The organism is Vibrio sp. Vb1018, assembly GCF_033338775.1.
Taxonomy (GTDB): Bacteria; Pseudomonadota; Gammaproteobacteria; order Enterobacterales; family Vibrionaceae; genus Vibrio; species Vibrio alginolyticus.
This window is the reverse complement of the sequence record NZ_JAWOTI010000001.1, coordinates 301,212-314,452: the sequence shown is the minus strand read 5'-3', so window position 1 is coordinate 314,452 and position 13,241 is coordinate 301,212. Positions and strand designations below refer to the sequence as shown.

Here is a 13,241-nt window from a genome sequence, read left to right as displayed (position 1 = left end):
AAAAAATGCCGCGACAGTGTCGCGGCATTTTTCATGGTTGGGGGAACTCAATTCATACTGTTTGCCAGTATTTGAGCCAGGTTGACTAAGTCTGACCCTTGAACCAACCAGTCTCGGCGGCCAAACCGAAAGGCAGCTACGCCATTCTTAAGACAAGATGAATTTATCACCTTTTCTTAATCCTAGTTTATGAATATGAAACTGTGATGAACCTAAGCCGCATTGTGCTGATTTTCACTGTTTTCAAGATCAAATGAGGCATCTATCAGTTTTTTCGTGTAGTCATTTTTAGGGTTTTGGAAAATCTTTTCTGCCGTACCTTGTTCCATGACCTCGCCCTTTTGCATGACTAGAACACGATCAGAGAGTGCTTTAACTACTGATAGATCGTGGCTAATAAACAAGTAGCCAATATTGTGTTTTTTCTGCAAATCTTTCAGAAGGTCAATCACTGTCAGTTGCACCGAGCGGTCTAATGCAGAGGTTGGCTCATCAAGCAGAATAAACGAAGGTTCAAGGATCAGTGCTCGCGCGATAGCAATACGCTGACGCTGGCCTCCTGAAAACTCGTGCGGATAACGGTTGATGGACGCGGGATCTAAGCGGACCTCACGGAGCACGTTGCGCGCTTTCTGCATACGTTCTTTTTTACTCAACATTGGTTGGTGGACAGTTAATCCTTCTGTGATGATCTCGCCGATAGTCATACGAGGAGAAAGCGAACCATAAGGGTCTTGGAATACCATCTGAACGTCTTTTTTCAGCTCAAAACGTTCTTTGTTTGTCAGCAAGGCCATATCTTGGCCTTTGTATTCTATTTTGCCAGTTGAGGGCAGTAGACCTATCAAAGCTCGGCCGAGTGTAGACTTACCTGAACCGGACTCCCCAACGATCCCGAGGGTCTCTCCTTGTTTAAGCTCAAGAGAAATGCCTTTTACCGCTTCGAAGTACTCATTCTTGCTCGCAATAAAATGCGACTTTACCAAGAATTTGACTCGTATATCGTCGGCCTTTAAAAGCTGTGTAGCACTTTCGCTAATAGGCTCCTTACTGCCTTTAGGAATCGAGTTGATTAGCATACGTGTGTATTCGTGCTTTGGGTCCTCGAAGAGTGTTTGCGTTTCGCCTTCTTCGACGACTTCTCCTTTACACATCACAATGACACGATCTGCAAAGTGTTTTACGACGCCTAAGTCATGAGTAATAAATAGGATTGCCATGCCCATCTGAGCCTGAATTTCTTTAATCAGGTGCAACACTTCTGCTTGAACCGTGACATCCAACGCTGTTGTAGGTTCGTCGGCGATCAAAATATCGGGCTCGTTAATCAGTGCCATCGCAATCATGATGCGTTGCAATTGACCACCAGAAAATTCGTGTGGGTACTTGTTGTACGCTTTTTCAGGGTTTGGCATATGAACCAATTCAAACAGCTCTAACACCTTTGCTTTTGCTGTTCGTCTGTCGACCGGGCGGTGACACATGATGGCCTCAGCGACTTGGATACCCACCCGCATGTACGGGTTTAGTGAGGTCATCGGCTCTTGAAAAATCATGCCAATGCGATCACCGCGAATACTTTGCATTTCACGCTCTGTTTTATCCAAGATGGAGCTACCCTCAAACATGATGGATGAGCTTTCATGCAAAATAGCGTTGTCTGGCAATAGTTTCATCAGTGCATTGGTTGATACTGACTTGCCAGAGCCAGATTCGCCAACGATGGACAGCGTCTCGCCTGCTTTTAAATCGAAGCTAACATTCTTTACTGCATCGACGATCCCATCGTTTGTCGTAAAGCTGACTGATAGGTTGTTCACCGAAAGAATGGTTTTAGAAGACATCACAGATCCTTGTGGTTGATAAAGCAAATGATACTCAAGCAATGGACAGCACAAACCTAGTTGGCCTCAATACTTGAGCTTTAGATTAATTATACAGGTGAGAAGGCGAAGATTTTGCCGAACTCATTGCTTGCAAATGTAAGAACTGCTCATGCGCGCGCGTTACGTGCTCGAGTTCTATCATCCATTGAGCATTACGTTGGGCAGAGCAAAATGCCGCCATGTGAGCTAACAAGTCTTCGCTCTGTTGACCAAGTAGGTGACCTACGCGCTCAATCAGTTCATGGCTCTCTAGCTGCAAAAATTGAAATAGCGCGTAAGTTTGATTGAGTATTGAGAACGCATCATGCTGTAAGCCGAGTTTGTTGAGAATCTCTGATTGCGTCACGCTAGCATCTCTAAGTCCCGTAATGAGACATACAAATTGGCAAGGTTTAGTTTGTGCATTTTCTAGCGCTAAATGAATGTGGTTGGGTAGATTGTTGAGCACGTCGTCATATAAACGATGAGCTTCTGGCCAATGGCCTTGTTCCATCAGTTGCTCCGCTTTTAAGTAGCGCATCCAGCATTGCTCAATATTCATATCCATCTCCACAACATTTGATTTGTTTAGATATTAAATGAAATTGATTATCAATTGCAAGTGCGTGTTAATATCACTTATGTGTTCATAAAATGTCCAATCAATCTAGGGTGGAAGGTAAATCACTTAAAATTAAGCAAATAATCTCTACACTCAAATAACGAAAATAAGAAAAAAGGAAGTGGATATGGCAATACTAAGATTGGAAGCTAAGCAGCTATATTCTGTAGCAGATCTAGAGAATATGCCATGTAAGTCGACCAAGGAGTTACCTCCAATTGATGAAATCGTGGGCCAAGAGCGCGCGCAAAAAGCGGTCGAGTTTGCGATGTCCATCAAAGAGAAAGGGTATAACATCTACGCCATTGGTCAGAATGGACTAGGTAAACGCACCATGATCTTGCGCTATCTGAATCGTCACCAGCACGATGCAGCAGCCCTGTTTGATTGGTGTTACGTTGCGAACTTTGAGGATACCCGTACACCAAAGGTATTAAAGCTGCCTTGTGGTATCGGAAATAAACTACGTGTTGATATTGAAGCTTTAATGGGCAAATTATTGAATGCTTTACCCCTAGCATTCGACAATGAAATGTACTTTAGCCGCGCTGAGCGATTAAAAAATCAATTGGCAGCTAAGCAACAAAACGAGCTGGATCGTATTAGTCGAGAGGCAAAAGAAAAGGGCATCAGCCTAACACTGACTACGCAGGGGGATTATCAGTTTGTCGCCATGAACGGTGATGAGCTTCATACGGAAGAGTCTTTTGATGTACTAAGCAAAAAAGAACAAGAGCAATTCAGCGATGCTATTGATGAACTCGAAGTGCGATTGCGCTCGATGGTTCGTGAGCTTACGGAGTGGGAAGAGACATACAGCGATAAAATCAAAAAGCTCAATGATGAAGTGACGCTTGATGTGATTACTCACTTCATCAAAAAACTCAAAGTGGATTACGCGCAATATTCCGAAATCAAAACCTACTTAACTGAGCTGCAAAAAGATATTGTTGAAAACGCAGATATCTTCCTTGACCAAAGTGGCGAGCAAGGCGAAATTGCGACGGCATCCTTGGATAAAAAATTGCCACGTCGTTATAAAGTGAACGTCTTGGTAAGCCGTAAAAGCAGCGAATTTCCTATCGTTGTTGAAGAAAATCCCAACTATCATTCACTCTTCGGGTCGATTGAGACTGCCACTTTCAAGGGAACGGTGTTTACCGACTTCTCGCTGATTCGCGCAGGGAGCTTGCATAAGGCGAATGGCGGCGTTCTATTAATGGATGCTCAGAAAGTACTTGAACAGCCTTACGTTTGGGATGGTTTGAAGCGCGCATTGCGTGCTCGTCAATTGAGTTTTACGTCTCTAGAAAAAGAAGTCACATTGACGGGGGCGGTATCACTCGATCCTGAACCGATTCCGCTTGATATCAAAATCATCTTGTTTGGTGATTACCGAACTTACCAATTACTCCAACATTACGATCCAGAGTTCAGCGAGTTGTTCCGTGTGACGGCAGATTTCGAAGACGAAATGAAACGTACGCCGGAGTCTGAGCTGCATTACGCGCGCTTTATATCTAGCGTGGTGCATGACAACAATATGCTGCATTGCGATCGCAAAGCCATTGCTCGAATCATCGAATACAGCTCACGTTTGTCTGGCGACCAATCCAAGCTATCTCTACATTCGGCTAATATCGCCAACTTGCTTCGAGAGTCGAACTACGTGGCTCGTCAAGCCAACTCTAACATGATCCGTATTGGTCATGTTGAAGAGGCGCTCAATAACCAAGAAATGCGAGTAAGCCGATTACGCGATAATGTAATGGAAACCTTTATTAACGGCACAACGCTGATTCGCACCGAAGGAGAAGCCGTAGGCCAAGTGAACGCACTTTCGGTATTGAGCACTAGTGACTACATGTTTGGTGCACCGAATCGCATCACAGCGACGACGTGTTACGGTGATGGGGATGTTATCGATATCGAGCGCAGCGTGGATTTGGGGGGCAGTATTCACTCTAAGGGCGTGATGATTTTGTCTGCCTACTTATCTTCCGTATTTGGTAAAACGGCACGAGTGCCATTAACGACCACCATTACCTTTGAGCAATCCTATGGTGGTGTTGATGGTGATAGTGCCAGCATGGCTGAGTTATGTGCGGTTGTGTCTGCTTTTTCAAAGCAACCAAATCGACAAGACATTGCGATAACAGGATCGATGAATCAATTTGGCCAAGCTCAGCCTATTGGTGGCGTAAACGAAAAGATCGAAGGCTTTTATGATGTGTGTGTAATTAAAGGTCGTCATGACGGGCAGGGGGTCATTATTCCGCGCTCTAATGTTCACAATCTAATGCTTCGTTCCGACATCGTGAAAGCAGTCGAAAAAGGCGAGTTTAATATTTGGGCGATTGACCATGTTACTGAAGCTATCGAATTGTTTACGGGGAAAGTTGCTGGTGAGCCAACCGATGAAGGCTCTTATCCAATCGATACCATTTTTGGCCTTGCTCAAGCTAAGCTCAATTCGTTGAGAAAATAGGCTGAAACCGTCCTAAATGTGAATGTATCTCATCATAAGTGATCATAATTTATCATAACGACAATATCCCGACGCCACTGTCGGGATATTGTCAATAACAGATTGAAAATGGAGGGTTTTTACACTAGACAAAAGTGTGATCGACCTCTAATATTCGCCACTTGTTTATTCGTCTGGGATTTATCCCGTCGCAAGGAAGCATAGATATTCAAACTGCCGAAAAGTAACGTTGTTATAAGCACTGCTCGAGTTTGTTTGGATATAGACATCACGCATACAACTGAGGCCCTGTCATGCAGTTATCACTGAAAAATTTGTCAGTACGAACGCAAATTTTGGTTCCGGTATTATTTACCGCGATTGTTTTGTTTATTGCTCTTTGGATTACTAAAAACAATCTTCAAGCAGAGCAAGATGTTATTGCTTCCAACCAAGAATCTTTGGTTTTTCACAAAGACACATTGGCGAGTATTGACGACCAAATTTACCCTCTGCGCATAAGCGCGGTTTACGCTATTTACGATGCTTCTCGTCGTGAGAATTTTCTAACCGAATTGAAAGAAGGCTTAAAGCAAGTTGATGCTGATTTAAGCGCAATTGAAGCCCGAAATCTATTCCGTGACGATGCCGTTAAAGTTCGCCAAGCAATTGAATCCTATGTGCGATATTCAGAGCGCTCAGTTGCTTTCTTCAACCAATACGATCAAGGTTTGAAATCGGATAGCGAGTACCGTGCATTTGTCAAAGAGTATCGCAATGTTGGCCGAGAAATGGTCCAACAAATTAACACACTATCAAAGCATGTAAACGAGCAAGCTGAACAATCTACTATCAGAAGTCATCAGCAAAATGAACGTGTGCAAAATAACGCTATGTTGACGGTTTTAGCGGTATTTGCTTTCTCATTGATAGGCGCTTGGTTCCTATCTGGCATGATTGTTACACCAATCCAAAAGCTGCAAGAAGTGATGCGTCAGTTAGCAATGGGTAATCTATCAGTACGTGCAGATGTCGATGGGGACAATGAGATCTCTAAGCTGAGCAAAGATGTAAACCAAACCGCAGAGCAGTTATACAACACTGTGGACCAGTTAACCCGTATTAGTGAGGAAGTTGCATCTGCATCGACCGAATTAGCTGCGGTAATGACGCAAGCGGAAGCGAACGCTCAACAAGAGTTGGCGGAGATCGAGCAAGTTGCATCTGCGGTTAACGAGCTTGCAAGCACTGCGAATAATGTGAGTGATAACGCGACCTCTGCTGACGCAACCGCGCGTGAAGCTGATGGACTTGCTCAATCAGGTTTGGCTATCTTCCAAGAAAGTGCGGAAGCAAGTGCGCAAATGTCTCAAGCATTGAACGATGCAGCGCAAGTTGTTTTGCGTCTAAAAGAGCAATCTGTACAGATCAACGATGTTATTGAAGTGATTCGCGGCGTATCTGAGCAGACCAACTTGCTAGCATTGAATGCTGCGATTGAAGCGGCGCGAGCTGGTGAGTCTGGTCGTGGTTTTGCGGTAGTAGCTGATGAAGTACGCATGCTAGCAGCGCGTACTCAAGACTCGACACAAGAGATCCAAACGATCATTGAAGAGCTTCAAGCGCAGTCTGGGCTTGCGAATGACAGTATGCAAGTCAGCCTTGATATGCTTAGCCGCAACAACGAGCTGACGCAACAAGCGAATGAGGCGTTGGTTGGAATTACCGAGTCGGTCGCCAACATCAACGATTCAAACACGCAAGTAGCAACCGCAGCCGAAGAGCAGTCTCAAGTTACGCAAGATATCAATCGCAACGTGGTTAACATGTCGGAGCTTGTAAACCAAAACGTAGCGGGCATCAGCCAGAGTGCAAGTGCGAGTACTGAGCTTTCATTACTTGCAGAGAAGCAGAAAGAGCAATTAAGTTTCTTTAAGCTTTAATTCATCATCTACTTATCAAATCTCTAAATCCCTGAGTGAATGCTTAGGGATTTTTTTGTTTGTAATAATCGGATTTATTATCAATAAGTCTATCTAAAACAGTCAGTTAACAAGATTTTTTTGCGGGCAATATCACGTTTTGTGATATTGTTTTTACATTTTTTTCGTCAATTTTTTTTTGACGCGAACATTTTTTTTAACTCAACCGATAACTTGATGGTTGAGAGGTATTCATATCGTCATTTTAAGTGGTGTTTTCTTCTATAAGCGCTGTTTATTCAACACGTTGCGTGAAAAATAACAGCTGCTACTATGCCGCCAGTTTTCTCGTTGGTACAGAAAAGTCCTGTTTTTCTGGTGAGAAAACACATATAAAACAATGATATGGAAAATAACAATGAAATTAAAAACTTTAGCTGTAGCAGTGGCGCTAATGGCATCAGGATCTCAAGTTGTCGCTTCAGAACTATACAACCAAGATGGCACTTCTCTTGAGATGGGCGGCCGCGCTGAAGCGCGTCTTTCTATGATGGATGGTAAGGCAGAAGACCGTACTCGCATCCGTCTTAACTTCCTAGGCAAACAGGAAATCAATGAAAACCTATACGGCGTTGGTTTTTGGGAAGGTGAGTTCAAAACAAAAGAAGAAGGTGCCGTAGATAACAATAGTGATCTTGAAACTCGTTACGCTTATGCGGGTCTGGGTGGCAAATACGGTGAAGTAACTTACGGTAAAAACGACGGCGCACTAGTGGTTCTCACTGACTTTACTGACATTATGGCTTACCACGGTAACACAGCAGCACTTAAACTGCCTGTTTCTGACCGTACAGATAACATGCTGTCTTACAAAGGCCAATTCGAGCAACTAGCTGTACGCGCAAGCTACCGTTTTGCTGATCGCACAACAGATGCACAAGGCTTTACAGACAACGAGGAAGATGGCTTCTCTCTATCTGGTGTTTACGCGTTTGCTAACACTGGTTTTGAACTAGGTGCTGGTTACGCAGATCAAAACGACAACGATGAGTTCATGCTGGTAGCTGCATACTCTGTAGGTGACTTCTACTTCGCTGGTAACTACACTGGCGCGGATATGGATGTTGCAGGTAAGACTTTTGATTACAAAGGCTACGAACTAGCCGCTGCTTACACTATGGGTCAAACTGTATTCACTTCTACGTTCAACAAAGGTGAACTAGAAGACGCAGATACTGTAGAAAACCTAGCTGTTGATGTAACTTACTACTTCAAGCCTAACTTCCGTGGCTACGCATCATACAACTTCGATCTAATGGATAACGAAGGCGCGGCTGAAAAAGATGAGCTAGCGCTAGGTCTACGTTACGACTTCTAAGTCATGACTCTTATCTAAGATACTGCCTTATTCTTAGTAAATAAAAACCCCTTACTGAAAAGTAAGGGGTTTCTTGTTTTCTAGCACTTCAAAGCTTCTTGATAAGCGATAGGGGTTATCAAATCTATCTTTTTAGTGTGAGCTTAGTCCCATCAAATTTGAGGTGACTGAGGAGGTTTTTAGCGTTGTTTTTACCAACCTCATCAAACTCCATTCCGTAGCGAGCATAATGCGTTGATTTTTGTAAATTACAAATACGACCTCGCAACGGCGCTAGCATACGACTTTCTCCGGGCATCGTTAGATCCAATGAAACGTGGTCACCAACCTGAAGTGGTCGGCTCATTGGTGATGTTACAAAACGACAGCCACTACGAGATAAATCTCTTATTTCGCATTCAGTTCGATAGGCTTCTAAACAAACACGCGCTCTCAAATTTACTTCGTAACGCACTTCTTTGCGAAGCTGAAAGACCTGCATAGTGTTGGGTAGGTCTAGCACCAAAATTGGGTACGGATCGCCTAGTCGATGCTGTAATTGGGCCCGAAATGGGATAACGGCCCCTTCACCTCGATGAGAGTAGGCTTTTACATTGATCCAAAAGCCTTCTTGAAAATAGAACTTCAAGTCTTCATCGGAGATGTTCGGAACCTCTATCAATGCAGTATTATTTGAGTGACAGCCAACAAATGTGCTGGTTGTAATAAACTTTGTACCAACGGGGGTGGTGACGTTTAAGCTCACTTCACTGCCATGTTCGACCATTGCCATTGCATCGGTGCTATTTAATGTACTTGCCTGACGTTCTGGTGCCTTCTTGCTTTGCAGAGGTAGCTTGCCGTCTCTGGCAATTGGGCTCATATTTCTCATTATAATTGTCGTACCTGATGTAAGAAGGTAATCGCGTGAGGCGAAGCAGCACTCTCGCATGGTATCGATTTTATTCAGTGATATAGTTTGATTCAATCAATCTGTAACAAAAATTAGAGAGCAAGATATGCATAAAGTAACTCATGAGACCACGAATAGTACATTCTGGGTTGATTTAGAGCAGGGTTATAAAGCCAAGGTGATTTATCAGCTTAAGGGTAATGTCATGCACATTACATCAACGGTTGTTCCTGAAGCACTGCGAGGTAAGGGGTACGGAAAAGTGATGATGGAAGCGGTGTTGCCAGAAATTGAGTCACTCGGTTATCAAATCAAACCAGTTTGCCCATATGTTATTCACTACATGGAGAAGAACCAAACGTGGTCACATCTGCTCGCATGATGAGTAACAACCACCAACGCTACCAAAATATTGGCCAGGAACTCAATCTAGGTAATTACCGCTCTGTAGAAGTCATACAATCGCTATGGGGAGGCTATGGAGAGTTAGTCCAAGTTACTTATTCTACTCGTTCGGTGATCATTAAGCATGTAAAACTCCCTAAGCCTTCAGAGCATCCTAGAGGCTGGAATACGGACCGTTCTCATCAAAGAAAGTTGCACTCTTATCAGGTGGAAGTGAATTGGTATGAGTATTTTTCCGGAGGGGTGGATACTCGCTGCCGAGTACCACAAGGTCTAAAAACGTTCCAATCGGAGAATGAATGGCTCATTGTGATGGAAGATCTCGCCGAGGTGGGCTTTCCAAAAGTCATCACAGATGCACAGCTAAAGCATCTACAAGCCTGCCTCACTTGGTTGGCGAACTTTCATGCGCGATACATCGATGTTCGTTCGGATAAGTTGTGGCATACCGGTACATACTGGCACTTAGCAACCAGACCCGACGAGCTTGAAGCATTGCAAGACACTGAGCTACAAAATGCGGCTCAATTGATTGATCAAACGCTTTCGCAAGCTAAGTTTAAAACACTAGTACATGGTGATGCCAAATTGGTGAACTTCTGTTTTGATGAAGAAGAATCAAGCGTTGCTGCGGTTGACTTTCAATACGTTGGATGTGGGTGTGCAATGAAAGATGTGGCACTGTTTATGAGTAGCGCCGTTAAGCCAGAACGTTGTGCAGAGATGGAAGTTTGGGTTTTGGATACGTATTTTGCTCAGTTGCAACACGCGCTAATGGTCTATCAACCGAATCTTGACCCTAATGAAGTCGAGCGTGAATGGCGTCCTTTGTTTGCTGTGGCTTGGGCAGACTTTCAGCGCTTTGTGAAAGGTTGGAGTTCCGACCACTGGAAGATCAATCCCTACACAGAAGCATTGACTCGCAGAGCGTTGGCTTACTTACGAAAGTGAGTCGAAGTTTAAAAAGAAAAGCCTCCAATAGTAGGAGGCTTTGTTTTATCTTTGGCCTGGTCTGATGCGCGCCATGTAATAGGTATTGATGAATTCACCATCACGGAAGGAACCGTCAATCGCTTCACCTTCAATTTGAAATCCATGCTTTTTATAAAGCCCAATGGCGGCGTCGTTATCGGCATTGACCTCTATCTGAATTCTTCTCACATTTAACCAGTTATCTGCTAGTTCAGTGACTGTTTCTATCAATTTGCTACCAATACCGAGTCCATGGAAACTATCATGTACTCCGATGCCAAACGATGCCGTGTGCATCGTTCTTGGACGTAGAGAGTGGTGAAAGCCAATATTTCCGACGACTTTACCATCAATTTCAGCGACATAGCTATAAACACCATCAGGTATGTTTGACAATCTTTCCACCCACATCGCGAGCGAAGGCTTTGGGAGTTGCAGGGTTTCACGTTGTGCTTTTGGTTGTGAATAGATTTCTACGAGTGCCGCTGCGTCTTCGACGGTCGTTGGACGTACGATAATTTCCATGCCTCTCTCCTTCGCTTTTTAGTTTTAATTTTTAATCTAACCACAGTTTTCTTATTTGGATAGTGTTTTTTTATGTTTAATGGATAAATGCCTTTTAAATTAGCTTGTTATGATGTCATTTTTTGAATTTTTAGTAGTGATTTATCATCGAATTGAGCGAGTAGATTGCAAAGGTGTTGAATTATTGTACTGAGAATGGCGCGTACTGCAGAGTATCGTGGTGAATTTCATGTCGCAGTAAATAAACGCATTTAGTCAAACTGTGACGACGGCACTGTGCGTCAGTTGACTTGAATCAATAGAGGATGGGGTTACCTCCTATGAGGTATAGGGAAACGACACGTTTAGGGCTATTTATGCTTAACTTGATAAAGGAGTTTTGTTGAGGAAATAGCATGAAATCCTCTCAGTCTAAAATATCGCAAAGTCGGCGCCGATTTTTGCGTGATACAGCTCGAACTGCGGCTGGTGTTGGCGCAGCTGCGTGTGTATTGGGCTTACAATCGCTACAAAGCCAAGCTCGAGAAACCAAAGGTGTGCCTATTCGTCCGCCTGGTGCACTGCCGGAAGGCGATTTCGAATCAGCTTGTATTCGATGTGGCTTGTGTGTTCAGGCATGTCCTTACGATACCTTGAAACTTGCGACATTACTTTCACCCGTCGCGACTGGCTCACCTTACTTTACTGCACGCGATATTCCCTGCGAAATGTGCGAAGACATTCCTTGTGTTGTCGCTTGTCCGAGTGGGGCGCTGGATCCGAAACTAACCGATATTGATGATGCTCGAATGGGTACAGCGGTTCTTATTGACCATGAAACTTGCCTTAACTGGCAAGGGTTACGATGCGACGTTTGTTATCGCGTTTGTCCGCTGATTGATGAAGCCATCACGTTAGAGATGGTTCACAACGACCGAACCGGCTATCACGCCAAACTTATCCCTACAGTGAATTCCGAAGTGTGTACCGGATGTGGTAAGTGTGAACAAGCGTGCGTGTTGGATGTCGCTGCTATTAAAGTTGTCCCGACGGATTTGGCGAAAGGCAAAGTGGGCAGCCACTACAATTTTGGTTGGAAAGAGATCGACAAACCACTCGAAAATATCCTCCCTAGTGAGACGCCTGTGCCGGAAGGTGCGCTTGAATCGCTAAAAGGAGGTAAGTAATGGCAAAGAATTTAGCTCAAAATGCTGGCAAAGAAGCGCTTGAAAAGCTTGGTTGGTGGCGCGCGCATCGGTTTTTGATTTTACGTCGGCTATGTCAGTTCACCATCATTGCGCTATTTATGGCTGGGCCGACGCTGGGAATTCTAACTGGTAATCTGTCATCAAGTATGTTGCTCGATACCGTGCCGTTAAGTGACCCGTTAATTGTGCTTCAAGCTTTGGCGACAGGGCATGTTCCGGAGTTTAATGCGTTGTTAGGCGTAGTGATTGTCGTGGTGTTTTACGCGATTTTGGCGCCGCGCGCATTTTGTGCTTGGGTGTGCCCGCTGAACATCGTGACAGACTTGGCGGCGTGGTTGCGTCGAAAGCTCAACATTAAAGCGAGCTATCGTTGGTCTCCCGTGATTCGTTATTGGCTGATCCCTGTTTTGATGTTGGGCAGTGCGCTGTCTGGCGCAATTCTTTGGACATGGTTAGATCCAGTGGCGGCACTGCATCGCGGGTTGGTGTTTGGTATGGGCGCAGGTTGGGTGTTGATCGCCCTGGTGTTCGTGTTGGATTTACTCTTGGTTGAGCATGGGTGGTGTGGGCACTTATGTCCACTGGGGGCTACCTATGGCGTGATAGGCCGAAAAAGCCTGTTGCGCGTTACTGCTGTTCGCCGCGAAGATTGCACCAAATGCATGGATTGCTTTTACGTTTGCCCAGAACCAGAAGTGCTTCGGCAGCCTTTGAAAGGGGGAGATCGTCGAGTTATGGATCAAAACTGCATTAGCTGTGGCCGTTGTTTGGATGTGTGTCCAGAACATGTGTTTGAATTTAAAAATCGCCTATCAGTAAAAGTCATTGATTAAGCCACTGAGCACATTTACTCATGCTTTATTTCTCTTGATACTTGAACATCGCGCTTAGCCGAGGAGTTAAGTGCGATGTTTATCTTCATAACAATATCCCTCAGCCATATCTGCTTGCTCTGGGCTGAAAATAATAATGATATTGCGAATTTGTTACATTTAAAGCTATGATG

Annotated in this window: 11 protein-coding genes; 7 read left to right on the top strand and 4 right to left on the bottom strand. The window is 44.3% G+C overall.

The genetic code is table 11. The annotated features are described in order from the left end of the window. Nucleotides 1-212: 212 nt before the first annotated feature. Both R7Z10_RS01275 and R7Z10_RS01270 read right to left on the bottom strand, forming a co-directional pair. Complete coding sequence (locus tag R7Z10_RS01275) at nt 213-1,844, bottom strand: ABC transporter ATP-binding protein (RefSeq protein ID WP_154204005.1); 1,632 nt, start codon at nt 1,842-1,844, stop codon at nt 213-215. An 85-nt stretch (nt 1,845-1,929) separates the two neighbouring features. Continuing rightward, the gene (locus R7Z10_RS01270) at nt 1,930-2,427 is read right to left on the bottom strand and encodes a hypothetical protein (protein ID WP_005375116.1); all 498 of its coding nucleotides are present in this window, start codon (nt 2,425-2,427) and stop codon (nt 1,930-1,932) included. Between the two features lie 187 nt (nt 2,428-2,614). Between R7Z10_RS01270 and R7Z10_RS01265 the strand changes: the two genes are divergently transcribed. From R7Z10_RS01265 to R7Z10_RS01255, 3 genes are all read left to right on the top strand, one after another. Further along, nucleotides 2,615-4,975 carry a Lon protease family protein gene (locus tag R7Z10_RS01265; protein ID WP_005375118.1) on the top strand — a complete coding sequence of 787 codons (2,361 nt, stop codon included), beginning with the start codon at nt 2,615-2,617 and terminating at the stop codon, nt 4,973-4,975. 293 nt (nt 4,976-5,268) lie between these two features. After that, complete coding sequence (locus tag R7Z10_RS01260; protein WP_005375120.1) at nt 5,269-6,897, top strand: methyl-accepting chemotaxis protein; 1,629 nt, start codon at nt 5,269-5,271, stop codon at nt 6,895-6,897. A 397-nt stretch (nt 6,898-7,294) separates the two neighbouring features. Next, nucleotides 7,295-8,254 (top strand): porin, encoded by a 960-nt coding sequence (locus R7Z10_RS01255; RefSeq protein ID WP_017635483.1) that lies wholly within the window; start codon nt 7,295-7,297, stop codon nt 8,252-8,254. Between the two features lie 124 nt (nt 8,255-8,378). On the opposite strand, the gene R7Z10_RS01250 is transcribed toward R7Z10_RS01255, so the two are convergent. After that, the gene (locus R7Z10_RS01250; protein ID WP_005375123.1) at nt 8,379-9,116 is read right to left on the bottom strand and encodes a flagellar brake protein; all 738 of its coding nucleotides are present in this window, start codon (nt 9,114-9,116) and stop codon (nt 8,379-8,381) included. Between the two features lie 136 nt (nt 9,117-9,252). Here R7Z10_RS01250 and R7Z10_RS01245 point away from each other — a divergent pair, with 136 nt between their 5' ends. Both R7Z10_RS01245 and R7Z10_RS01240 read left to right on the top strand, forming a co-directional pair. Next, nucleotides 9,253-9,528, top strand: a complete 276-nt coding sequence (locus R7Z10_RS01245) for a GNAT family N-acetyltransferase (protein ID WP_017635482.1) — start codon at nt 9,253-9,255, stop codon at nt 9,526-9,528. After that, complete coding sequence (locus R7Z10_RS01240; RefSeq protein ID WP_318103833.1) at nt 9,525-10,502, top strand: phosphotransferase; 978 nt, start codon at nt 9,525-9,527, stop codon at nt 10,500-10,502. Before R7Z10_RS01245 ends, R7Z10_RS01240 begins: the two co-directional genes overlap by 4 nt. A 45-nt stretch (nt 10,503-10,547) precedes the next feature. On the opposite strand, the gene R7Z10_RS01235 is transcribed toward R7Z10_RS01240, so the two are convergent. Continuing rightward, complete coding sequence (locus R7Z10_RS01235) at nt 10,548-11,048, bottom strand: GNAT family N-acetyltransferase (RefSeq protein ID WP_017820512.1); 501 nt, start codon at nt 11,046-11,048, stop codon at nt 10,548-10,550. A gap of 395 nt (nt 11,049-11,443) precedes the next feature. On the opposite strand from R7Z10_RS01235, the gene napG reads away from it, so the two are divergent. Further along, nucleotides 11,444-12,214 (top strand): ferredoxin-type protein NapG, encoded by a 771-nt coding sequence (gene napG, locus R7Z10_RS01230; protein WP_005383947.1) that lies wholly within the window; start codon nt 11,444-11,446, stop codon nt 12,212-12,214. Continuing rightward, on the top strand, nt 12,214-13,068 hold the full coding sequence (gene napH / locus R7Z10_RS01225; RefSeq protein WP_191116099.1) for a quinol dehydrogenase ferredoxin subunit NapH: 855 nt from the start codon (nt 12,214-12,216) through the stop codon (nt 13,066-13,068). The genes napG and napH overlap by 1 nt, the downstream gene beginning before the upstream one ends. Nucleotides 13,069-13,241 lie beyond the last annotated feature (173 nt).